The sequence below is a fragment of the Mesorhizobium sp. W050 genome (assembly GCF_054719535.1).
In genome coordinates, this window is record NZ_JBTTIH010000001.1 from 787,886 (window position 1) to 808,860 (window position 20,975).

The window sequence follows — 20,975 nt, forward strand, 5'->3', positions numbered from 1 at the left end:
TGAATCGCAGGACATATCTACCCGGCTTAGCTTTCCAGCTTGGCTGGGAAACCGGGCGCGCGCAGATCCATGTCGACGGCATCCTCAAGCAGTTTGACGATCTGGGTCGACCAGGCGCCGCCGCCATATTCCTGTTTGCCCATCAGGAAAATCTCACTCACAAGCGGCGCCAATTGGAGTGGCAGTCTGAACTCCCTGCCCATCGCAAGCGCAAAGCCGAGGTCCTTCAGTGCCAGGTCCATGGTGAAGCCAATGTCGTAGGAGCCGTTGAGGATGAGCTGGCTTTCGGTCTCATGGGCGAAGCTGTTGCCGGAGGAGGCGACGATGGCGTGGTAGGATTGCGCGAGGTCGAGGCCGCCTTGCTTGGCCAACATCAGCGCCTCGCCGGCGGCGACGAGATGGATGAAGGCCAGCATGTTGGTGATCACCTTGATCACCGCCGCCGAGCCGACCGGACCCATCAGGAACGACTTTGCGCACATCGCTTCGATGGCCGGACGATGGCGCTCGTAAAGCGCAGCATCGCCGCCGACAAGCGCGGTGATCTTTCCGACCGCGGCCAGATGCACGCCGCCGGTGACCGGGCACTCAAGCGTTTCGACGCCCTTGGCCGAGGCGAGGGCGGCGAGGCGCAGAATCTCGTCGCGGCCATTCGTCGACATCTCGATCCATGTGCCGCCCTTGGGCAATCCTTCCAGCAGTCCACCGGGACCAGCCAGCACCGCTTCACTGACCTTGGGCGAGGGCAGGCATGTCATGGCGTTGCCGGCTAGCGCTGCCGCTTCAGCCGGGCTGGTCGCGGCCGTGGCGTCGAGCGCCACGAGGCGTTCGACGGCGGCGGGGTCGCGGTCGAAGACGATGACGACAAAACCGTTGCGCAACAGGCTGGCGGCAAGGTTGGCGCCGAGATGGCCAAGGCCGATGAAGGCGTAGCGTTCGCTCACGGCATCAGCGGCGTTTGCATCATCTGCAAATGCAGGTCCTTGCCGGTGTAGGGATGCGCGTCGCAGACCGCTTCGTCCAGCTCGACGCCGAGGCCCGGCTCCTTCGATGGAATGACATTGCCGTCCTGCCATTCGATCTTCTTCTTGAGCAGTGTCGCGTGGAAGCCGTCCCACTGCTTCAGCGATTCCAGGATGAGGAAATTGGGCAGCGTCACCGCCAGCTGGATGTTGGCGGCGCCAACGATCGGCCCACAATAGCAGTGCGGCGCGATCTGGATGTGGTAGGCCTCGGCCATGGCGGCGATCTTCTTGGTTTCGAGAATGCCGCCGGAACGGCCAAGGTCCGGTTGCAGGATGGTGGCGGCGCGGTTCTCGATGATTCGGGCGAATTCGAACTTGGTCGTCAACCGCTCGCCGGTGGCGATCGGGATCGACGTGCCTCGCGCCACCTGAGCCATCACTTCGGGCATGTCGGGCGGCACCGGCTCTTCGAACCACAAGGGATCGTAGGGCTCGATGGCACGTGCCATGCGCAGCGCACCCGACGCGGTGAACTGGCCATGCGTGCCGAACAGAATATCGGCGCGGGTGCCGACCGCTTCGCGGATCGCCTTGACCATGCGGGTGGAGACATCGATGTCGATCAGGCGCGGCTGGTGGCCGTCGAAGGCGGTGTAGGGGCCTGCCGGGTCGAGCTTGACGGCGTTGAACCCCTGCTCGACATATTCGAGCGCGCAGGCGGCCGCCAATTCGGGGTCATTGTAGACGTTCCGGCCGTCCGGCGCGTCCTCCGAATGGACGCTGCCGGTGTGCGGATAGAGATAGGTGTAGGAGCGCAGCGTCTCGTGCACCTGGCCGCCGAGCAGTTTGTAGACCGGCTTGTCGGCTTCCTTGCCGACAATGTCCCAGCAGGCCATTTCCAGCGCCGAGAAACAGCCCATGCCGGTAACGTCGGGGCGCTGGGTAAATCCTGAGGAATAGGCGCGGCGGAAGAAGGTCTCGATGTCATGCGGATCGTGGCCGATCAGGTAACGCTCGGCCATGTCCTCGACCAGCTTCGCTGTTATGTGAGCCGAGAAGGTGGCGTTGTAGGCCTCGCCGTAACCGACGACGCCGCCATCGGTGGTCAGCTTGACGAAGATGAAATACTTGCCGCCGATGCCGGGCGGCGGGTTGCCGACTACCCAGGTCTTGACGTCGGTGATCTTCATTTTTGGTCCTCCAGAACCAGTTCGGCGCCCTTCCATCCGGTCATGACCGAGGCGGCGTTGGTGTTGCCGGTGATGTTGGCGGGAAAGATCGAGGCGTCGATGACACGCAGACCTTCGAGCCCGTGCACTTTCAGGCGCGGGTCGACGACGGCGGCCCCGGCGTCCGGCCCCATGCGGCAGGTCGAGACCGGGTGATAGACGGTGCCTGAGCGCTTCCTGAAATCCTGGATCAGGTCGGCATCCGATTGGATCGATGGGCCCGGCAAAACCTCCTCAGTGATGATCTCGGCCATGGCGGGCATCGAGGCTATCTTGCGCACGAATTTCACCGCCGCCAGCATCTCGTCGACATCGGCGTTGGTGGAATAGGCGTTGGCGACGATCCTGGGATAGTCCAGCGGATTGCTGGAGCGGATCATGATCTCGCCGCGGCTGGACGGGCGGCAGTTGGAGAGGCCGATGGAAAAGCCCGGCCACGGATCCGGCGTCAGGATCGGCCGCTCGCCGCTCTTCGGAATGACGGTCGAGAAAGCCTGGAAATAAAGCTGCATGTTGGGGCGCGAAAACGCCGGGTCGGTTCGGAAGAAGCCGCCGCCATGGTTCATCGACAGCGACAGCGGGCCGGAGCGGGTGAGGATGTACTGCATGCCGACCAGCAGCTTGCCCCACCAGGGCCGCAGGATTTGGTTGAGCGTCGGCACGTTTCCCTTGAAGGTATAGTTGATGCCGACATGGTCCTGCAGATGCGCGCCGACATTTTCGTTGGCGTGGACGACCGGGATGCCAAGCCCCTTGAGCAGTGACGAGGGGCCGACGCCGGACAGTTGCAAGAGCTGCGGCGAGTTGATCGAGCCGGCGGACAGGATGACTTCGCGGCCGGCCCGCGCCGTCTTGGTCTCGCCGTTCTGCAGATATTCGATGCCGACGGCTCGCTTGCCCTCGAACAGGATCCTGCTCGCCAGCGCATTCGTCTCGACGCGGACGTTTTTGCGCTTCATCGCGGGGCGCAGGAAGGCGCGCACGGCCGACATGCGGCGGCCGTTTTTGGTGGAGATCTGGTAGGTGCCGACGCCTTCCTGGGCGGCACCGTTGAAGTCGGGGTTGAGCGGCAGCCCGGCTTGCTGGCCGGCGGCGAGGTAGCGCCTGGTCAGCGGATGGACGGCGTTCGTCGTGTCGGTGATATGCAGCGGCCCGCCGGTGCCGCGCCATCTATCGGCGCCGGCCTCATTGTCCTCAAGCGCCTTGAAGCCCGGCAACAGATCGTCATAACCCCAACCGGGATTGCCGGCATCGCGCCAGTCGTCAAAGTCCTCGCGCGCGCCACGGATCCAGACCATGGCGTTGATCGAGCTGGAGCCGCCAAGCAGCTTGCCGCGCGGCCAATGGTCGACATTGCCGGCAAGGCCGGGGTCCGGCTCGGGCTTGTAGTTCCAGTTGACCGCCGGATCGAAGAAGGTCTTGCCGTAGCCGAGCGGCATCTGGACATAAAAGCGGCGGTCGCTGCCGCCGGCCTCCAGCACCAGCACGGAGAAGCGGCCCGAAATCGACAGCCTGTCGGCCAGAACCGAGCCGGCCGAGCCGGAGCCGACGATGATGAAGTCATAAGTCTGCATGATTGGTGTTGGCGGCTCCGCAAAACTGAGCGCAGCCTATCCGCGACGGCTTGGCCGCGCCCCTGCGGCTTCCGGCATGGCTTGTGAAAAAAGCGACCGTGAGACGCCTGGTCGGAAAAGCCACCATGGAACCGACATTGCGCCGGGAGCCTCGCCCGTCGCGTTGACCTCTTGGGTCCATGACGCTACGGGATCAAGGGCTATCGCTTCAGGGGAATCTCGGATGGTGCATTACGCGGACGGACGGCCGATCGGTGATCTGACCTTGCGTACGCTCGCCATGCCGGCCGATGCAAATGCGGCCGGCGACATCTTTGGCGGTTGGGTGATGGCGCAGATGGATCTTGCCTGCGGCATCCGTGCGGCCGAGCGGGCCAAGGGTCGCGTGGTGACGGCGGCTGTCAAGGAAATGTCCTTCGCCAAGGCGATGAAGATCGGCGACACGCTGTGCATCTACACCCATGTCGAGCGCGTCGGCCGCACCTCCATGACGCTCAAGGTCGAGGCCTGGGCGCAACGCTACCTCTCCGACCTGATGGAGAAGGTCACCCACGCCGATTTCGTCATGGTGGCGCTGGATAGCGACGGCAAGCCGAAGCCGATTCCAACCGAAAGTTGACATCGTCGATTCTGCCAAGCTTGCGCTTATGTAACATCCCCCGCGCGGGCGATGCGCTGCGCGACATCCAATGGTTGCCTTCCACATCCGATTCTGCGGGCGGCGGAGGGAAGACAATGCGTCAACACATGCTGAACGGCTGGCTCGTGGCGGCCCTTGTCGCGGTGATCTGCGTGCTTGGCACGACCGCTTATACCGAGATCAGGAAAGAGCTTCCAAGCGTCGCCTGCACGCACGACCGGACCGTTGGCAACGAGCGGACTGCCCAGCGGTCTGCAAGGGTAGAGACGTGCGGCGCAGTGTGTTGCAGCAACCCTGCGTCAAAGTGCCTGAGGGCCCGTCAGCGGAAGACCTCGTCAGCCTCAAAATGATGATGCGCCGGCGAACGAAACGCTGCAGCTATGTCGCGATGGCGTGACCAACGATGCACGGGCGGATCCAGTTAAACCCGGGTACGCGTCGTCGACGGCAAAATCCGTAAACTATTGCTGGGCAACGGTTTTCAGGCGTGCACGCCATCGAATCTTTCACGCGCCGCCTGGACCCGCGAGGTGTTCTTCCGCGCCCATTCGCCGAGCGCGCCGACCGGCACCAGCAGCTCATGGCCGAGCTCCGTCAGCTCATAGTCGACGCGTGGCGGGATGGTCGGGAACACGGTTCGGGTGACGAAGCCGTCGCGCTCAAGACCGCGCAAGGTGGTGGTCAGCATCTTCTGCGAAATGCCGCCGACAGCGGCGCGCAACTCATTGAAACGCAGCGGTCCGCCGCCCAGCTTGCCGACGACCAGAACGGTCCATTTGTCGCCGACGCGCTGCAGGATTTCCGAGACGGCGCGGCAGTCTTCGGTGTTGTGCGGGTGCCTCAGTAACATAACGGTGCCTCCTTGCGCTGCCATTTGTCAGTATCTCATATAGCGCCGGTATCCAAACGATACCAGCTTCTGCATATATGGAGAGCCCCATGTCCAAGCCCAAAATCGCCATCGTCGTCGGTTCGACACGCGCCGCGCGTTTCGCCGATGTGCCCGCCCAGTGGATCGCCAAGATCGCGAAATCTCATGCCGACATCGACGTCGAGACCGTCGACCTGCGCGACTGGCCGCTGCCCTTCTTCGACGAGGTCGCCTCGTCCGCCTGGGCGCCGTCGCAGAACGAAGTTGCCCAGCGCTGGCAAAAGAAGGTCGCCGAATTCGACGGCTTCATCTTCACCGCCGCCGAATACAATCATGGCCCGACGGCCGTGCTGAAGAACGCCATCGATTACGCCGCCAATGAATGGAACAAGAAGCCGGCCGGTTTCGTCGGCTATGGCAGCGTCGGCGGCTCGCGCGCTGTCGAACATTTGCGTCTTGCCGCGGTCGAATTGCAGATGGCGCCGGTCAAATCCGCCGTTCACATTGCCTGGAGCGATTTCCTGGCGGTGCGCCATGGCGAGAAGAAGCTCGAGGAGATCGAGCATCTGAACCAGGCTGCCACGGCGCTGGTCAACGACGTTGCCTGGTGGGCCCGCGTGCTCAAGGCAGCGCGTCAGGCCGACGCGATTGCCGGCGAAGCCCAGGCGGCCTGAGCCTTATCCTCCCAAGGATCGATGATTTTTCCAAAGGGCGGCGTTTGCGCCGCCCTTTTTCATTCACGTGAAGAGGCGCTCTCGGCTCCCTTGGCCGGATGGTGGAGTCGGACCGGCAAGGTCGCGCTGATGCCTTGACGATCCCGCGCGAAGGATCGCCGCCTGTCACAGCCAACCGCCGGAAAACCCGGCCCGGCGCAGTCCTGTGGTGATGGCCGGCACGCGGCGCATCAATCGCCACAGGAAGTCGGACCGGTAGTTCTCGATCATCAGGGCGATCGGCCCCTGGTTGATGCCGACATGGTCCGGCGATACCCAACCGCAGGCGCGGCCGTCGTCGGCAGCGATCGTCGGGTTGAAGCTCGCGGTGAAGCCGTAAGGGTTGCCGTCGCGCAGGTCCATCTCGTGGAAATGGCGCAGCGCCGGCAGCACGATTTCCGGCGCAAAAGGCAAGGAGGCGATTGCCGCCCATGGCGACAGCGTGCCGTCATCGGGGCCAAACGGTGCGCCGCGGGCGAGATAACCGAAGAAGCGGCGTCCATCGGCTCGCCGCGCGATCGGACCTGGGCCGTCGCTGGCGGTGACGCCCCAGCAATTCTCGCCATAGCCCGCGAACCCCCTCGGATTGCGGATTGCGTAATCGCGCTGCAGATACGTCGCCTGGCGGCTGTTTTCGAAATAGTCCCGGTCGTGATCGCGCATGAAGGCATCGCGGATGTCGCGAAAATCGATCCAGATATGCGAGAACTGGTGGATGAAAAGCGGGCCGGCATAGACCATCTCGCGGCCGTAGATGGTCTTCCATTTGTAAGTGGACAGCCAGGCCGCGTAGCTCTCGGGAGTTAGCGAGTGGGTCGGCGAACCGAGACCCAGGACGTACAGGATCAGCGCCTCGTCAAATCCTTCCCAGCGGTAGCGGAGAAAGCCTTTTCCAGGCCGCCAGCCATGGGTGACGGTGGCGCCGCCGTTCTGCGCCCAGCGCCAGTCGGCACGGCGGTAGAGCGCATCGGCAAGCTGGCGGATTTCCAGTTCGAGCTCATCGTCCTCGTCGAAATAAGCGCCGGCGGCCAGAACACCGGCAAGCAAAAGGGCGGTATCGATCGTGGACAGTTCGCAATTCCAGACGCGGCGGCCGGTCTTCATGTCGAGGAAATGATAGTAGAAACCCCTGTAGCCGGTGGCATCGGGCTCCGGCCCGTGCGGGGAGTTCCAGAAGAAGCGAAGCGTGGCGAGCGTCCGTTCGATTGCGGCATCGCGCGTCATGAAACCGCGATCGACACCGACGGGATAGGACGACAAAGCGAGCCCGACGGCGGCTATGCTGGCAGGCGACGCCTGCGTGTTGCGGTCGGCGACCAGGCCGTTGGCAGGGTTGGCCTCGTTGAGAAAATACTCGAAGGACAGGCGCTGGATATCTTGGAGAAGCTCGTCGTTTAGCGCGTGTTCGTTCGATGCATCCATGACAATCGATATAGAGGCTTTGGCTGCTTTTGCCATTCTTCCAGCGGATCAATCATGGGTGAGGGCAGGCTGGGGCCGATAGCGAAAGGCGCTGCCGACGCACCGAATTCAAATCGAGGGGCTGCGAAGATCGGTTGGACCGCCATATGCACGGCCCTGCCATCTGGCCCGGCCGTCCTCCCCTGATATATCCGGCTGCGATCCATCACATGAGCATGCCCCGTGAAGTCACCCAGCCCGTCAGGCGTCGTTTCCCCCATGACCCCGGTGCTGATCTGTGCACTTGCGATCTTCCTTCTGTCCGCCATGGATGCGGCGATGAAAATCCTGGTGATCGCCGTCGGTGTCTACAACACGGTGCTGTGGCGAAGCATGCTTGCGAGCGTGGTCGCGGGCACGGCCTGGGCGGCGGGGCCGCGTTCCCTTCCCACGCCTTCCGTGCTGCGGCTACACGCGCTGCGCGCCGTGGTCGTGGGCATCGTTCTGCTGTCGTTCTTCTGGGGCCTTGCCAGATTGCCGCTGGCGGATGGGATCGGGCTTAGTTTCGTCGCGCCGCTGTTCGCTCTCCTGCTGGCGGCGCTGCTTTTGGGCGAACGCATACAGCGCCAGGCGATCTGGGCGTCGCTGGCGGGCATCGCCGGCGTCGTCATCATCATGGCCGGACAGTTCGGGCAAGGGAACTATACCGGGGATGCCCTGCTTGGCACGGTGGCGGTGCTCGCATCGACGGTGTTCTACGCCTACAATCTGATCCTCTCGCGGCGGCAGGCGCTGGTGGCCAAGCCAGTCGAGATCATGCTGTTCCAGAACCTGTGCGTTGCCGCCGTCCTTCTCCCCGCCGCTCCCTGGCTCGCGGTTGCCCTGCCGGGCAATCTCTGGCTTCCGCTGGCCGGGGTGACGGCGCTGTCGCTCTCCGGGCAGTTCCTGATGAGCTGGTCCTACGCGCGGGCCGAAGCGCAATATCTGATCCCGACGGAGTATTCTGCCTTCATCTGGGCGATCGTGTTTGGCTGGCTGTTCTTCGACGAGGCGGCGACCTGGACCACGCTGGCTGGAGCGGCCCTGATCGTGGCCAGTTGCCTGATCGCCTCGCGCTCCAATCCGAAGCTTGCCGAACCGATCGAAGCCGCGGTCTGAGGGCGCTATTCGCTTTGACGGCAGAGTGTCAACGCACCACTTCGCGATGGCCGCTGGGCAGCCGGGTGGCGATCAGCTTGTCGATGCGGCGGCCGTCGAGGTCGACGACCTCGAAACGCCAGCCTTGCGCGTCGACGCATTCGCCGGTCGCCGGCAGATGGTGCATGTGCGACAGCACATAACCGGCGACGGTCTCGTAGTCGCGATTTTCCGGCAGGTCGATACCGAGAACGTCAGCCATCTCGTCGGCTTGCATGTATCCCGCGAGCAGCCATGAGCCGTCCTCGCGCTTGACGGCGTTTTCCTCGTCGCCGGCGTCGGTATCGGCCCGGAAGACGCCGGTGATGGCCTCGAGAATGTCGGCAGGTGTGACGATCCCTTCGAAATGGCCGTATTCGTCATGCACCAGCGCCATCGGCACGTCGGATTCCTTCAGCTTCTGCAGCACATCCAGCGCGTCGGCCTGGTCGTAGACGATGGGGGCGGCGCGCACATGCTTGCGCGGATCGAGTGCGCGGCCGGCGAGCAGGGCGGCCAGCACGTCGCGCGTCTGAACAACGCCAACCATGACGTCGACGCCGCCGTCGCCGGCCGGCAGGCGCGAATGCTGGGTCTCCATCAAGAGCTTGCGGATGGCACCCTCATCGGACTGCAAGTTGATCCAGTCGACCTCGGTGCGCGGCGTCATCACGGCGCGCACGGCGCGATCGCCGAGCCGCATGACGCCGGCGATCATGCGCCGCTCGTCAGATTCGATGGTGCCGTGGTGCTCGGCCTCGGCGACCAGCATCTTGATCTCTTCGTCGGTGACTTTTTCCTCGCTCTCGCCGCGCTGGCCGAGCAACCACAATATGGCGCGGCCGGAAATGTCGAGCAGGAACACCAGCGGCGCTGAGACGGTGGCGAGGATGGTCATCGCAGGCGCTGCGCGGGCCGCAACACGCTCGGGATCGCGCAGCGCGATCTGCTTGGGCACCAGTTCGCCGACGATCAGCGAGAAATAGGTGATGATCGCAACGACAATGCCGACGCCGAGCGGATCGGCGATGTTTTCGCGCATGCCGGTCGAGGCCAGGTACACCGACAGCCTGTCGCCCAGCGTGGCGCCGGAGAAGGCGCCCGACAGCACGCCGACCAGAGTGATGCCGATCTGCACTGACGACAGGAATTTGCCGGGATTGGAGCCGAGCGTCAGCGCACGCCCGGCGCCATTAACGCCGCGGTCGATCATCGCCTTGAGCCGCGCCGGGCGCGACGACACGATGGCGAGCTCGGACATCGACAGAAGGCCGTTCACACAGATGAGGACGACCACGGTGGCGATTTCGACGTATAGCATCAGGGCTCAATAGCATTGCGGCGGGCCGCAGGAAAATAGTCCGCGATGATTTTTGGAAAATGACAGTGGTTCAGGGGAATTGCCTGAGCACCCCGACAACAGCCTTGCCGTCGGTGAAATAGGGATCGCCGCCGCCGTTGCGTCCGGTCCTGGTGGCGCCGATGCCCGGGATGTCGCTCACCGAGATCACCATGCCGGCCGCCGACAGGTCGTGGATCACGAGATCGCGCTCGGCGTCGATGTCAGGGGCGATATGGTGGGTGATGGCGCCGGTATCGTGGCTGAGACCAACGCCGCGGTCGAAGCTGGCCGAGCCCATCCAGAGCGTTCGGCCGTCGTCGCCGGTCGCATCGCTGCGCCAGAAGCGGACATGATGGCGCCGGTCGGCGCTGCCGCCGACCGGCTTTTCGAAGGCGAGATCCTGGGCGCGGCCTTCGAACAGCAGCCGGCTGACCGGGGCGTCAGGATAGGGATGATCGAACAGCACGCTCTCACCGATTTCGATCGCGGTCTTTAGCGTCACGCCATCGGCCGTATCCCATCCGGCCATGGCGAAGGCATGGATCATCTCTTTTTCGGTACCGACAAGGCCGATATTGATCGGGTCGCCCGGAATGCCTTGCGGCGTGTGTGTCACCATCTCGAAAGTCTGCGTGCGAAAGCCGCGGTCGCGAACCGTCCAGAATTCCGGCGCAGCGACATAGGCGAGGGCCAGCCAGACCGCCAGAAGAGCGGCGAGCCAGGTCAATGCGCGTCGTTGCAGGCTTCGTCGGCTCATGAAAGCGGCTCGATCCGTGCGGTATCTGTGCCTGACGGACCCTGGAAATCAATGGCCAGCGGCGAGCAGCCGTTCTATCGTCGGCCATCGTTTTTGCGGGGGGTGAGCAGCAATGGATAAGAAGCCGGTGGGTCGCAGCTCGATGGCATTGACCGCGGACCTTGTCGCAAGGGTGGAGCGTGTCGAACCGGATCCGGGTCCCGAGCCCGGAACAACCGAGCATACAGACGCGGAGTTCGATAGTCTTGTCGAGCAACTTCTGTCGGAGCATCGGCCTGAAGCGCTATGGGTCTTTGCCTACGGGTCGCTGATCTGGAACCCCGAATTTGCCCATGTCGAGCAGCGCCCGGCCACGGCGCCAGGATGGCACCGCTCGTTCTGCCTGACGCTGACCCGTTGGCGCGGAACCCGTGATTTGCCGGCGCTGATGCTGGCGCTCGATCGAGGCGGCAGCTGCAACGGCATCGTCTATCGGCTGCCCGCGGAAGACCATGTCGGGCAACTTGGCCAGTTGATGCGCCGCGAGATCGATGCCAATCCGCCGACTAACGTGCCATGCTGGATCAAGGTCAAGACCAAGGATGGGCCGTTGCGGGCCTTGGCTTTCGTCGCCGCGCCAGACGGCAGGGCCTATGCCGGCCGGCTGCCATTGGAGCAGGTTGCCGACACGCTGGCGCGGGCTGCCGGGCATTGGGGCTCGTCGGCTCAATACCTGTTCCGAACCGTCAGCAAGTTGGAAGAGAGCGGTATCCGCGACAGGAACCTTTGGCGCATCCAGGATCTGGTGGCCGAGCAAATCATCGCTTCCACCGGGAACGCCAATCCCGACTGATTTCTGAACGGTGAAACGCCTTAGCGGCAGGCGCGGTAGCCGCTTTTGCGGTTCTTGATGTCGAAATGGAAATGGTTGCGGTGATCGTAATTGTAGCCGGGACCGAGCACGGTGGTGAAATACTGGCAGCCGTCGGCACGCACATTGTTGAGGAAGCCGCGGGTGCGGAAGGCAAACAGGCCGGGCTTGCGCACGTCGATGTCGTCGCCGTTGTTGAGCTCGATGCTCATGACGTCGAGGGCGTTGCCCTTGCCGTGCTCGGACAGGACACCTTCGCCGGCGATGTTGCGGCAGGAATAGCTCGAGCCCTGGTGGATGGTCTTGACGCCCGAGAAATAGCGCCAGCGGGCGGAAGGAACCAGTTCGTTGCTGGTCCAGGCGGCGAAACTTGCGGCCATGTCGCAGGTCAATGTCGCGGCGGGCTTCATCTGGATGCCGCCGATGGCGGAGACCTTGACCGGCCAGTCTATGCCGCACTGTCCCTCATGGATCGGCTGGACATCGGTGTAGACGACGCGAAGGCGCTTCAGCTCGCCACGGCAATCGGTTTCGCTGGCCGGCATCTGCTGCGGCTCCGACATCGGCTCGTCCATGCGCGGATAGGCGGCAGTCATATAGGGATTGGACGGGACGAGCTTCTGCATGCCTTCATATTGCGGCACGGCCGCGGTCTGCGAGCCGACATCGACGGCCGGCTGCAGCGACAGCACGCTGCCAGTGTTGCAAGCCGAAACGGCGGCCAGCGCAAGACCGGTGGCCAGTATCGCTGCGCTTTTTGCCTTCGCGGCGCGAAATATTGCGGCCATGGGCGGAATCCTGTCCTTGATCGGTGGGATTTTAACGATCAAGGGTAAAGGAAAACTCAGCGTTCCCGTTCATGCCTGCGGCCGAAATGCGGCAGCCAGACCATCACCGGCATGACGATCACTGGAGGGCCATTACTGGCAGAAAGTGCCACCATTCCGGCGCGGTTCGAGATCGAGATGGAAATGCAGGGAATGGTCCGGGTCCGCGCCCGGTCCAAGCACGGTGTTGAACGGTCCGCAGGCGGCCTTGCGCACCGCATTGAGGAATTTGCCGTCCTTCTCGGGCGGCGTTGGACCGACTTCGACCTTTCTGCCATCCGACAACGTGAAGCTGGCAATATCGAGCGCGTTGCCGAAGGCATGTTCCGACAGATGGCGCGTGCCGTTGCGCGGCCGGCAGACAAAGGCCGATGCCTGGTTAATCGATTTCAGGTCAGCTCCGAACTCGGCTTTCGCCGCCGGCTGTATGATTTCGGCGGCAAAGCGGGCTGCAGCCTCGGCCATCGGGCAGTTGAGTTCGGTCGCGGGGCCGATGGCGATGGATTTTCCGAGCGACTTCAGCACCAGGGGATAGGGGATCGAGCAGCCGATGTCGGGATTGCTTTCCGCCTTATGCTCCTCGAATTCGACACCAAGGGCCGTCAGCCGCTCGCGACAGGCGACTTCCGCCGCCGGCATTTTTGCATCGGGCACATCGGCCGAGCGCGCATCGGGCAGCATCTTCTTGTCGCCGGCATCGGGTTTTTCAGGTGGTTGCGGGGCAACGGCCGGCGGCTGAGCTTCAGGTTCCGAAGTGTCTGGCTTTTGTGTCGGAATCGGCACCGCGGCCGGCGGCTCGGGCTCGCTTTGCCTATCGGTCGACGGCTTCGGGGCTGACGGTCCGGGCCGCGCCTGCTTTTTAAAACGGGACTTTTCTTCGTTGAATCGATCGTCATTGGACCGGTTGGGCGCGCCAAGGGGGTTCGGACCTTCGGCCTTTGTCGGTGCCGCGCCGGTCTTCGGCGCCTCTGAAGGACGCGCCTCGGGCAGCGGGACAACGCGCGAGGGCTGCACCGGAACATCGGCGGGCGAGGGCTTTTTATCCGGGGTCTTTTGTTCCACCTGCTTTGGCGTGATGTGCCGCTTTGGACTGGGCTTCTGGCGGTGCTTGCTGCGCGGCTTAGGATGCGAGTCGACCCGCGGTGAAAACAGCTGCTCCAACCGCTGTGACAGCGGCGTGTAATGCTTCTTGCGCTGTTTGGCGTCGGCTTGCGTCAGCAGGGGCGTCAGCAGCAGAGCCGTGACGACCATGACCAGTGCAACCCTGCATGTTCGGGAAAGTACAGGCGACCCCATCGTCCTCAACGGCGCGAGCGCCCGGAGGTTGCCTGCGGCCCATCACGAACGGTAACCACGCCGTTACGCGCCAATCGCTTCCAGCCCTTCTTCCAGCCAGTCGGCCAAAAGCGGCATGCCGAGCAGGTATTTCGCCGTGCGCTTGTTGGCGCGGTCGCGCGCGGCGGCAACCGCATCGGACCATTCCGCAGCGTCATAGTCGCCGCGGCCGACCCAGGCCAGCGCGATCAACTCGGCCGCTTCGTCAACGTTGAGGTCGTTGATCAGCTCGCGCAGCTCTTCCTCGGTGAGGTCTTCCGCGCTTTCCTCCGCCAGACCGTCATGGTGGTGATTGGCATGTGATTCACCATCGAGCTCGACCTCATGCTCGGCACCGTCGGCATAGTCTTCGTTGACGGCAGCACTCAGTCCCTTTGCCTTGAGAATGAACAGGCGCACGGTGTCCGGGCCGATCGATAGCTCCCATTCCCGCTCACGGCGCTGTTGCACTCTCGGGCACCCCCGCTGATCATTTCCCGAATGATAGCGGATTTGCAGCGCGCGTCACGTCATGTTCTGATCCCTGGCTCCCGCCTTTGACCGAATTCAGGTTAGGCACGGCCGCACAAATAGTTTCGGCGGCTGCGGGTTTCCGGGATGAAAAGTCTGCATCCCGGCGTTAGCTTTTCATTATCGTCATTTTCCCTCAAGATCGTCATTATCCCTCAAGGAGGCTTCGATGCATAAAAGAGTGTTGATCCAGGCGGCTGCGGCGCTTGTGGCGCTGCAGTTCTTTGCGGTTCCGGTGTTTGCGGCCGGCGGCGGTGGCGGTGGTACCGAGACCACCACCCAGTGCAAGAAGGGGCAGGTCTGGGACAAGAAAAAGCAGAAATGCGTCGCGCCGAAGTACGGCATGCTGGACGACGACAACATCTACGATGCTGGTCACGACCTGGCCATGGCCGGGCGTTATGATGAGGCGATTGCCGTGCTCAGCCTTGCCGCCAACAAGCAGGATCCGCGCATCCTCAACTATCTCGGCTATTCGCATCGCCATTCCGGCCGTGTCACCGTCGGCCTCGGCTATTACGAGGAAGCGCTGCGCATCAACCCGGATTACACGCTGGTGCGCGAATATCTCGGCGAGGCCCATCTGCAGATCGGCGACCTGGCCGGCGCCCAGGAGCAGCTGGCCGAGATCGAGAAGCGGACCGGCAAAGGTTCCCGCGAATACGGCATGCTGGCCGAACAGATCTACCATTTCATGAGAAGCTGACCCCACCCCAACGGCTTCTCTGGGCCGGCTGCGAGCAATCGCAGCCGGTTTTTGTTGTCGCAACTGCAACACGCTGCACATGCCGTGACGGCAATTGCGCAAGTCGGCTCATGATTTTTCAAAGAGCCTGCTTTTTCAGCGTGAAAAACGCGCGAGGATCGCTATATTGGGGAAAATTGCGGTGAAACGGTTCCGTTAGCCCGAGGCTGCCGGACCCGTTTTCTTTTTATACCCATCGACAAGGCTTTCCCCGAAATGCGGGGGTGGCGGCAGGAAAGGTCAGGCATCATGAACAAGGTCCCGATGACAGGCGAGGGGTTCGCGTCATTGAAGGAAGAGCTGCGTTGGCGCCAGCAGGAGGAGCGGCCACGCATCATCGAGGCGATCTCCGAAGCGCGCTCGCATGGCGACCTGTCCGAAAATGCCGAATATCATGCCGCCAAAGAGGCGCAGAGCCTCAATGAGGGCCGTGTCAACGAACTGGAAGACTATATTGCTCGGGCCGAGGTGATCGACGTCACCAAGCTTAGCGGCGACAAGGTCAAGTTCGGCGCCACGGTGGTGCTGGTCGACGAGGACACCGAGGAAAAGAAGACCTACCAGATTGTCGGCGACCAGGAAGCGGACGTGAAATCGGGCCGTATCTCGATCTCATCGCCGATCGCGCGCGCGCTGATCGGCAAGGAAGTCGGCGACGCCATCGAGGTCAACGCGCCTGGCGGCGCCAGGGGTTATGAGATCGTCCAGGTGCAATTTATCTAGCACCTCAGATACTTCTGAAAGGCTCTAGGCTGGTGCTCGTGATTTGAGCGCCAGTTGCTTCTTAGCTTCCGCCACCACCTTCGCCGGCGTTAGGCGCTCCCCCGATGCGGCCAGCAACGTTGAGGCATATTGCCCGCGCGGGCCGGTCAAACCCGGCTCGGTCGCCAGGAACACCGCGACCGTCGGCAGGCCGAAGGCGCTGGCGAGGTGGGTCAGACCGGTGTCGGCGCCGATAACCAGCGTCGAGCGGCCAAGGATCGCGGCGATGTCTGCCAGCGGCGATCTCGGCACCACGATCGTTGACGGCACGGCTTTCGCGATTGCCTCGGCGACCGCCTTCTCACGCTCGTTCGACCAGGTGGTGACCGGCGTCATTCCGGTACCAACCAGCAGGCGAGCGGTTTCGATCCAGTCTTCGGCGGGCCATTTCTTGTCTTCGCGGCTGGTGCCGTGCAGCAGGAAGGCCGTCTTGCCGTCGATGCCGGCCAGGCGGCCCGGAGGCGGCACAATCCCGGATGCCAGGGTCGAAAGGTCGGGCTCGTAGCCGAGCGCCAGCCCGAACAGCCGGCGCGTGCGTTCGATGGCGTGCAGGTTGCGCGGCACGGCGTATTTGCGCTGGTAAAACAACGTTGCCAAGGGCTCCCGCGCGCTCGCGCGGTCGAAACCTGCGATTGGTGCCGCTGCCTGTTTCGCCACCAGGGCCGATTTCAGCAGCCCCTGAGCATCGATGACGAGGTCGTACTCGCCTGCTTGCAGAGCGCGGCGCAAGCTTGTCGCCTCCCGCCATGTGCCGGCGTTGAACAGATGCTTGCGCCAGCGCCGGATGGCGACGGTATGGATCTTTGCTATCGCCGGATGCAGCGCGACGATGGCGGCAAAGGCTTCTTCGACGCACCAGTCGAAGGCGATATCGGGGCGCTTGCGGCGTGCATCTTCGACGGCGGGGAAGGTGTGGGTGACGTCGCCCATCGAGGAGGTCTTGACGATCAAAACCTTCATGCGGCGGCCGGGAGTTCCAGCAACCTGTCCGCCGCCGCTGCCACTCGGGCAACGTCCAGCGTCTTCAGGCAGTTGAGGTGGCCGAGCGGGCAGATCTTCCGGTGGCAGGGCGAACAGGACAGATGCAACCAGATCAGTTCGCGCTGTTCAGCCAACGGCGGCGTGTTTTCCGGCGAGGTCGAACCGTAGACGGCAACGACCGGTGTGCCGACGGCGGCCGCGACATGCATCAGCCCGCTGTCGTTGGACACCGCCAGCCTGGCCGCGGCGATCAGGTCGATGGCGTCCTCCAGCCGCGTCTTTCCTGCCAGATCGACGACACCGGGCGCGAGTGCTGCGATCTCGGCGGTGACGTCGCGATCGTTCTTCGAGCCGAACAACGCGACCTCGAATCCTTTCGCCATCATCTCTCCGGCGAGGCCGGCATAGCTTTCGCTAGGCCAGCGTTTGGCCGGACCGAATTCGGCGCCGGGCATCATGGCGACGAATTTTCCCGGCTGCAGGTCGAAGCGGGCGAGCAACTCTTTCTGATTGCCGCCATCGACGGTCAGGTGCGGCGCCCGGAAATGGCCACCCTGGGCAAGACCGAAATAGGCCTGCGCGGTGCGCCGTTTGACGGCATCGGGCAGCGGCACGATGTCGGTCAGCAGGCCGTAGCGCATTTCCCGGAGATTGCCGAAGCGGTGGGGGATGCGGGCAAAGAACGGGATCAGCGCCGATTTCCAGCTGCCCGGCAGGACGTAGGCCATGTCGTAGCGGCCGCGCAGCAGGCGGCCGAAGCGGCGGCGAATGGTGAATTCGAGCGCGCCCGGTTGCAGCGGGAAATCGATCTGCTGGCGAATCTCGGGCATGCGCTTGACCAGCGGGGCCGCCCAGGCCGGGGCCAGCACGTCGATGGCGGCGTTGGGATGGACGTCCTTCAGCGCTGAAAACAGGCACTGCGCCATGACCATATCGCCCACCCAGCGTGGGCCGATCACGAGGATCGTTGGGCTTTCAGCCATTCGACATAGTCTCTGACGCCGGTTTCCACTGTGCGGAATTGCCCGTTATAGCCGGCTGCACGCAAACGGGACATATCAGCCTGGGTAAAACTCTGGTAGCTGCCCTTGAGGTGATCGGGGAATTCAATGAACTCGATCTCGCCCTTGCCCAGCGTATCGATCACGGTCTCGGCAATGGCGCGGAACGGCTGGGCGCGGCCGGTGCCGCAGTTGAAGATGCCGCTCGAGCCGCGCTTCCACAGCCACAGATTGACGTCGGCGACATCGCCGACATGAATGAAGTCGCGGCTCTGTTCGCCAGGCCCGAAGCCGTCATGGGCGCCGAACAGCTTTGGGTTTTCGCCGCGCCCGACCTGATTGAACAGATGAAAGGCGACCGAGGCCATGGCGCCCTTGTGCGCCTCGCGCGGGCCATAGACGTTGAAGTAGCGCAAGCCGGCGACCTGCGAATGATCGGTGTCGAACACAGTGCGCCTGACATAGTCGTCGAATAGTTTCTTCGAATAGGCGTAGACGTTGAGCGGCCGCTCAAGTGCGGGGTCCTCGCGAAACTCCGAACCGCCGCCGTAGACGGAAGCCGAGGAGGCATAGAGGAACGGTATGCGCAGCGAAAGACAGCCATGCAGCAAGCGCTTTGAGAAGGCGTAGTTCACGTCCATCATGAACTTGCCGTTCCATTCCGTGGTGGTCGAGCAGGCGCCCTGGTGGAAGACGGCCTCGACGCGGCCTAGGTCGCCGGCTTCCAAGGTGGCCAAGAATTCGTCCTTGTCGAGATAGTCGGCTATCTGCAAATCGGCCAGGTTGGCGATCTTGTGGCCGTCGGTGAGGTCGTCGACGACGAGGATGTCATCATGGCCTTCGGCATTGAGTGCGGCGACGATGTTGGAGCCGATCATGCCGGCCCCGCCCGTGACGATGATCATGAATGCCTCTGGTTGCTTGCGATTCCGGTCCTTATAAGGGAGGCCAAGCGTACTGTCGATGAAGCACCACGACGCCACAGTGAGACCGCGAAGCGGCCGCTTTATTCGAGGCCCGCAAGCTAGGGGACAAAAAATGCCGTCGACCGAACTGCTCATTGCGTTTTTCGCCACCACGGCGATCTTTGCCTATATTCCAGGACCGGCGATGCTCTATGCCGCCGCGCAGACCATGGCGCGCGGGCGCTGGTCGGGGCTGACGGCGGCACTTGGCATCCATCTTGGCGGTTATTTCCATGTCTTTGCGGCTGCCGCCGGGCTGTCGGTGCTCTTCCATGCGGTGCCGCCGCTCTACATGGCGGTCAAGCTCATCGGCGCGCTCTATCTGATCTGGCTTGGCGTGTCCTTGTTCCGCAAGCGCGGGGACGGTGACACGGCGCTGCCGGCGATCGAGCGCAAATCGGCGCGCCGGGCATTTTTCGAGAGCATCACCGTCGAAGTGCTCAATCCGAAGACGGCGATCTTCTTCATGGCGTTCCTGCCACAGTTCATCGATGCCTCGGCGGGTTTCCCGGTGTGGCTGCAATTCGTCGTGCTGGGCACCATCGTCAATTTAATGTTCTCTTCGGCAGATATTGTCTGCGTGTTGCTGGCAGGCATGGTGATCGCCCGGCTGAAGCGCTCCAGCCGTGCGCAGCGCATCATGCAGCGGGCGGGCGGGGCGGTGCTGGTCGGACTGGGCGTCCACGTCGCGTTGCAGAAGAGCTGACGGCCGCCCTGACGTTGCGCTGCGCGGATTTGCGGTATATCGGCTTCGCCATGAAGGATCCGGCCCGTAAATTGACAATTTTCAGCGTGATTGAGGTCGGCCTTTCCCTCGCATTGCCAGTGACATGATCAAGCACAATCCGCCTTCGCCCGAACCTTTGCACCGCGCCATTGCCCGCTTTGGCGACGTTGCCGTGCTGGTGGTCGGCGACTTCATCCTCGACCGTTTCGTCAACGGCGTCATCGAGCGCATCTCGCCGGAAGCGCCGATCCCGGTGCTGCACGGGCGCGGCGAGACCTCGACGATGGGCGGCGCAGGCAACGTTGTCGCCAACATCGTCTCGCTGGGTGCCAGCGCTATTCCCATATCGGTGATCGGCACCGATGTGGCCGGCGACAATCTGGTGCGCATGCTGCGCGAACTCGGCGCCGATACGGCTGATATGGCGCAGGAGCGCGGTCGCATGACGTCGTCGAAGAGCCGCTTCAGCGCGCTCAATCAGCAGGTGCTGCGCTTCGATGAGGAAGAGATCAAGCCGCTCGACGACAAGGAACGGGCGGACCTGGTCCGGCATTTTCGCGCCGCACTCACGCGCGCCGACATCGTCATTCTGTCCGACTATGGCAAGGGCATCTTGCTCGACGGCGTCGCCGCCGACCTGATCGCCATCTGCCGCGAGGCGGGAAAACCGGTGCTGGTCGATCCCAAGGGCCGCGACTATGCGCGCTATGCCGGCGCGACCGCCATCACGCCCAACCGCAAGGAGCTTGGCGAAGCTGTCGGTCGCCCGGTTTTCGCCGACGACGAGATCGTCGCGGCGGCACGCCAGCTGATTTCGGCACATGGCTTCGACTTCGTCGTCGCCACCCGCAGCGAAAAGGGCATGAGCGTCGTCGGCGCGGATGAGGCGCGCCACATCGCCACCCAGGCGCGCGAAGTGTTCGACGTTTCGGGCGCCGGCGATACGGTAATCGCGAGCTTCGCGCTGGCTCTGGCCGCGGGCGCCGATCGCGTCATGGCCGCCTCCATCGCCAATGCCGCCGGCGGTGTGGTGGTGGGCAAACGCGGCACCGCGCGGCTGACCGTGGAGGAACTCACCGGCGCGCTGTTCCGCTCGCACGGCCCCACCGCCCATAAGGACGCCATCCTCGATGCCGCATCGGCCGCGCGCATGGTGGCGGCGTGGAAGGACGAGGGCCTGAGCGTCGGCTTCACCAATGGCTGCTTCGATATATTGCATGCCGGCCATGTCAGTCTTCTCCACGCGGCGCGCAGCCAGTGCGACCGGCTGGTGCTCGGCCTCAACAGCGATGCCTCGGTGCGTCGGCTGAAAGGCGCAGGGCGCCCGGTCAACGATCAGCATGATCGTGCCTGCGTGCTCGCCGCCCTGGCCTCGGTCGATGCGGTCGTGGTGTTCGAAGAGGATACGCCGCTGGCGCTGATCGAGGCGCTTCTGCCCGACATTCTGGTCAAGGGCGCCGACTACACGGTCGAAACCGTTGTCGGCGCCGACGTGGTGCAGAAGGCGGGCGGGCGCGTCGTCCTGGTCGACCTTGTCGCCGGCAAGAGCACCACCGGCACGATCGGCAAATTGCGCGCCGGCGGCGGTACCAACTGAGGGATTT

Annotated in this window: 21 protein-coding genes; 8 read left to right on the forward strand and 13 right to left on the reverse strand. The window is 63.5% G+C overall.

All coding sequences use genetic code 11. The features are described from left to right. Positions 1 to 26 precede the first annotated feature (26 nt). From ACYG9Y_RS03790 to ACYG9Y_RS03800, 3 genes are read right to left on the reverse strand one after another with little or no spacing between them, the layout of a single operon-like run. On the reverse strand, positions 27 to 944 hold the full coding sequence (locus ACYG9Y_RS03790) for an NAD(P)-dependent oxidoreductase (RefSeq protein WP_023737832.1): 918 nt from the start codon (positions 942 to 944) through the stop codon (positions 27 to 29). Continuing rightward, a complete protein-coding gene (locus ACYG9Y_RS03795; protein WP_023671997.1) occupies positions 941 to 2,155 on the reverse strand; it encodes a mandelate racemase/muconate lactonizing enzyme family protein in 1,215 nt (404 codons plus the stop codon). Before ACYG9Y_RS03795 ends, ACYG9Y_RS03790 begins: the two co-directional genes overlap by 4 nt. Continuing rightward, the gene (locus ACYG9Y_RS03800; RefSeq protein ID WP_023737833.1) at positions 2,152 to 3,768 is read right to left on the reverse strand and encodes a GMC family oxidoreductase; all 1,617 of its coding nucleotides are present in this window, start codon (positions 3,766 to 3,768) and stop codon (positions 2,152 to 2,154) included. The genes ACYG9Y_RS03795 and ACYG9Y_RS03800 overlap by 4 nt, the downstream gene beginning before the upstream one ends. 223 nt (positions 3,769 to 3,991) lie before the next feature. Here ACYG9Y_RS03800 and ACYG9Y_RS03805 point away from each other — a divergent pair, with 223 nt between their 5' ends. Beyond that, positions 3,992 to 4,387 (forward strand): acyl-CoA thioesterase, encoded by a 396-nt coding sequence (locus ACYG9Y_RS03805; protein ID WP_023671995.1) that lies wholly within the window; start codon positions 3,992 to 3,994, stop codon positions 4,385 to 4,387. 502 nt (positions 4,388 to 4,889) lie between these two features. Here the strand turns inward: ACYG9Y_RS03805 and ACYG9Y_RS03810 are convergent. Further along, positions 4,890 to 5,258, reverse strand: a complete 369-nt coding sequence (locus tag ACYG9Y_RS03810; RefSeq protein WP_023683744.1) for a winged helix-turn-helix transcriptional regulator — start codon at positions 5,256 to 5,258, stop codon at positions 4,890 to 4,892. Between the two features lie 89 nt (positions 5,259 to 5,347). Here ACYG9Y_RS03810 and ACYG9Y_RS03815 point away from each other — a divergent pair, with 89 nt between their 5' ends. Continuing rightward, positions 5,348 to 5,953, forward strand: coding sequence for an NADPH-dependent FMN reductase (locus tag ACYG9Y_RS03815; protein ID WP_023737834.1), 606 nt, complete (start codon positions 5,348 to 5,350; stop codon positions 5,951 to 5,953). Between the two features lie 165 nt (positions 5,954 to 6,118). Here the strand turns inward: ACYG9Y_RS03815 and ACYG9Y_RS03820 are convergent, their stop codons facing one another. Then, positions 6,119 to 7,414 (reverse strand): glucoamylase family protein, encoded by a 1,296-nt coding sequence (locus ACYG9Y_RS03820; protein WP_023737835.1) that lies wholly within the window; start codon positions 7,412 to 7,414, stop codon positions 6,119 to 6,121. 258 nt (positions 7,415 to 7,672) lie between these two features. Here ACYG9Y_RS03820 and ACYG9Y_RS03825 point away from each other — a divergent pair, with 258 nt between their 5' ends. Continuing rightward, complete coding sequence (locus ACYG9Y_RS03825; RefSeq protein ID WP_050593096.1) at positions 7,673 to 8,551, forward strand: DMT family transporter; 879 nt, start codon at positions 7,673 to 7,675, stop codon at positions 8,549 to 8,551. Positions 8,552 to 8,579: 28 nt separating this feature from the next. Here the strand turns inward: ACYG9Y_RS03825 and ACYG9Y_RS03830 are convergent, their stop codons facing one another. Next, positions 8,580 to 9,890: a hemolysin family protein gene (locus ACYG9Y_RS03830; protein WP_023683747.1), complete on the reverse strand. Its 1,311-nt coding sequence runs from the start codon at positions 9,888 to 9,890 to the stop codon at positions 8,580 to 8,582. A gap of 70 nt (positions 9,891 to 9,960) precedes the next feature. Continuing rightward, the gene (locus tag ACYG9Y_RS03835; RefSeq protein WP_023724930.1) at positions 9,961 to 10,668 is read right to left on the reverse strand and encodes an LssY C-terminal domain-containing protein; all 708 of its coding nucleotides are present in this window, start codon (positions 10,666 to 10,668) and stop codon (positions 9,961 to 9,963) included. Between the two features lie 112 nt (positions 10,669 to 10,780). On the opposite strand from ACYG9Y_RS03835, the gene ACYG9Y_RS03840 reads away from it, so the two are divergent. Then, positions 10,781 to 11,500: a gamma-glutamylcyclotransferase gene (locus ACYG9Y_RS03840; RefSeq protein WP_023737837.1), complete on the forward strand. Its 720-nt coding sequence runs from the start codon at positions 10,781 to 10,783 to the stop codon at positions 11,498 to 11,500. Positions 11,501 to 11,520: 20 nt separating this feature from the next. Here ACYG9Y_RS03840 and ACYG9Y_RS03845 read toward each other — a convergent pair whose 3' ends face one another. The 3 genes from ACYG9Y_RS03845 to ACYG9Y_RS03855 form a co-directional block, all read right to left on the reverse strand. Continuing rightward, positions 11,521 to 12,306 (reverse strand): extensin-like domain-containing protein, encoded by a 786-nt coding sequence (locus tag ACYG9Y_RS03845; RefSeq protein WP_023737838.1) that lies wholly within the window; start codon positions 12,304 to 12,306, stop codon positions 11,521 to 11,523. Positions 12,307 to 12,438: 132 nt separating this feature from the next. Further along, a complete protein-coding gene (locus ACYG9Y_RS03850) occupies positions 12,439 to 13,506 on the reverse strand; it encodes an extensin-like domain-containing protein (RefSeq protein WP_023737839.1) in 1,068 nt (355 codons plus the stop codon). A gap of 198 nt (positions 13,507 to 13,704) precedes the next feature. Next, a complete protein-coding gene (locus ACYG9Y_RS03855) occupies positions 13,705 to 14,130 on the reverse strand; it encodes a DUF3775 domain-containing protein (RefSeq protein ID WP_023683751.1) in 426 nt (141 codons plus the stop codon). Positions 14,131 to 14,359: 229 nt separating this feature from the next. Between ACYG9Y_RS03855 and ACYG9Y_RS03860 the strand changes: the two genes are divergently transcribed. Next, entirely contained in the window at positions 14,360 to 14,896 is a 537-nt protein-coding gene (locus ACYG9Y_RS03860) for a tetratricopeptide repeat protein (protein ID WP_023695764.1), read from the forward strand. A 288-nt stretch (positions 14,897 to 15,184) separates the two neighbouring features. After that, positions 15,185 to 15,658, forward strand: coding sequence for a transcription elongation factor GreA (gene greA / locus ACYG9Y_RS03865; RefSeq protein ID WP_023671981.1), 474 nt, complete (start codon positions 15,185 to 15,187; stop codon positions 15,656 to 15,658). Between the two features lie 24 nt (positions 15,659 to 15,682). Here the strand turns inward: greA and waaC are convergent, their stop codons facing one another. The 3 genes from waaC to rfaD are packed head-to-tail and all read right to left on the reverse strand — an operon-like array spanning position 15,683 to position 18,584. Further along, positions 15,683 to 16,657: a lipopolysaccharide heptosyltransferase I gene (waaC, locus tag ACYG9Y_RS03870; RefSeq protein WP_023737840.1), complete on the reverse strand. Its 975-nt coding sequence runs from the start codon at positions 16,655 to 16,657 to the stop codon at positions 15,683 to 15,685. Next, positions 16,654 to 17,661, reverse strand: coding sequence for a lipopolysaccharide heptosyltransferase II (gene waaF / locus ACYG9Y_RS03875; RefSeq protein WP_023737841.1), 1,008 nt, complete (start codon positions 17,659 to 17,661; stop codon positions 16,654 to 16,656). The genes waaC and waaF overlap by 4 nt, the downstream gene beginning before the upstream one ends. After that, the gene (gene rfaD, locus ACYG9Y_RS03880) at positions 17,634 to 18,584 is read right to left on the reverse strand and encodes an ADP-glyceromanno-heptose 6-epimerase (RefSeq protein WP_023671978.1); all 951 of its coding nucleotides are present in this window, start codon (positions 18,582 to 18,584) and stop codon (positions 17,634 to 17,636) included. Before rfaD ends, waaF begins: the two co-directional genes overlap by 28 nt. Positions 18,585 to 18,717: 133 nt before the next feature. Between rfaD and ACYG9Y_RS03885 the strand changes: the two genes are divergently transcribed. Both ACYG9Y_RS03885 and rfaE1 read left to right on the forward strand, forming a co-directional pair. Further along, positions 18,718 to 19,350 carry a LysE family translocator gene (locus ACYG9Y_RS03885; protein WP_023671977.1) on the forward strand — a complete coding sequence of 211 codons (633 nt, stop codon included), beginning with the start codon at positions 18,718 to 18,720 and terminating at the stop codon, positions 19,348 to 19,350. Between the two features lie 124 nt (positions 19,351 to 19,474). Continuing rightward, complete coding sequence (gene rfaE1 / locus ACYG9Y_RS03890) at positions 19,475 to 20,968, forward strand: D-glycero-beta-D-manno-heptose-7-phosphate kinase (protein WP_023671976.1); 1,494 nt, start codon at positions 19,475 to 19,477, stop codon at positions 20,966 to 20,968. Positions 20,969 to 20,975: the final 7 nt, after the last annotated feature.

What these genes read in the sequence shown, in the direction of transcription:
- ACYG9Y_RS03830 (WP_023683747.1), bottom strand. Translation starts at nt 9,890, where the DNA reads ATGCTATACGTCGAAATCGCCACCGTGGTCGTCCTCATCTGTGTGAAC.
- ACYG9Y_RS03810 (WP_023683744.1), bottom strand. Translation starts at nt 5,258, where the DNA reads ATGTTACTGAGGCACCCGCACAACACCGAAGACTGCCGCGCCGTCTCG.
- ACYG9Y_RS03795 (WP_023671997.1), bottom strand. Translation starts at nt 2,155, where the DNA reads ATGAAGATCACCGACGTCAAGACCTGGGTAGTCGGCAACCCGCCGCCC.
- ACYG9Y_RS03825 (WP_050593096.1), top strand. Translation starts at nt 7,673, where the DNA reads ATGACCCCGGTGCTGATCTGTGCACTTGCGATCTTCCTTCTGTCCGCC.
- waaF (WP_023737841.1), bottom strand. Translation starts at nt 17,661, where the DNA reads ATGGCTGAAAGCCCAACGATCCTCGTGATCGGCCCACGCTGGGTGGGC.
- ACYG9Y_RS03885 (WP_023671977.1), top strand. Translation starts at nt 18,718, where the DNA reads ATGCCGTCGACCGAACTGCTCATTGCGTTTTTCGCCACCACGGCGATC.
- ACYG9Y_RS03800 (WP_023737833.1), bottom strand. Translation starts at nt 3,768, where the DNA reads ATGCAGACTTATGACTTCATCATCGTCGGCTCCGGCTCGGCCGGCTCG.
- rfaE1 (WP_023671976.1), top strand. Translation starts at nt 19,475, where the DNA reads ATGATCAAGCACAATCCGCCTTCGCCCGAACCTTTGCACCGCGCCATT.
- ACYG9Y_RS03805 (WP_023671995.1), top strand. Translation starts at nt 3,992, where the DNA reads ATGGTGCATTACGCGGACGGACGGCCGATCGGTGATCTGACCTTGCGT.
- rfaD (WP_023671978.1), bottom strand. Translation starts at nt 18,584, where the DNA reads ATGATCATCGTCACGGGCGGGGCCGGCATGATCGGCTCCAACATCGTC.
- ACYG9Y_RS03860 (WP_023695764.1), top strand. Translation starts at nt 14,360, where the DNA reads ATGCATAAAAGAGTGTTGATCCAGGCGGCTGCGGCGCTTGTGGCGCTG.
- ACYG9Y_RS03820 (WP_023737835.1), bottom strand. Translation starts at nt 7,414, where the DNA reads ATGGATGCATCGAACGAACACGCGCTAAACGACGAGCTTCTCCAAGAT.
- ACYG9Y_RS03845 (WP_023737838.1), bottom strand. Translation starts at nt 12,306, where the DNA reads ATGGCCGCAATATTTCGCGCCGCGAAGGCAAAAAGCGCAGCGATACTG.
- ACYG9Y_RS03815 (WP_023737834.1), top strand. Translation starts at nt 5,348, where the DNA reads ATGTCCAAGCCCAAAATCGCCATCGTCGTCGGTTCGACACGCGCCGCG.
- ACYG9Y_RS03840 (WP_023737837.1), top strand. Translation starts at nt 10,781, where the DNA reads ATGGATAAGAAGCCGGTGGGTCGCAGCTCGATGGCATTGACCGCGGAC.
- ACYG9Y_RS03835 (WP_023724930.1), bottom strand. Translation starts at nt 10,668, where the DNA reads ATGAGCCGACGAAGCCTGCAACGACGCGCATTGACCTGGCTCGCCGCT.
- waaC (WP_023737840.1), bottom strand. Translation starts at nt 16,657, where the DNA reads ATGAAGGTTTTGATCGTCAAGACCTCCTCGATGGGCGACGTCACCCAC.
- greA (WP_023671981.1), top strand. Translation starts at nt 15,185, where the DNA reads ATGAACAAGGTCCCGATGACAGGCGAGGGGTTCGCGTCATTGAAGGAA.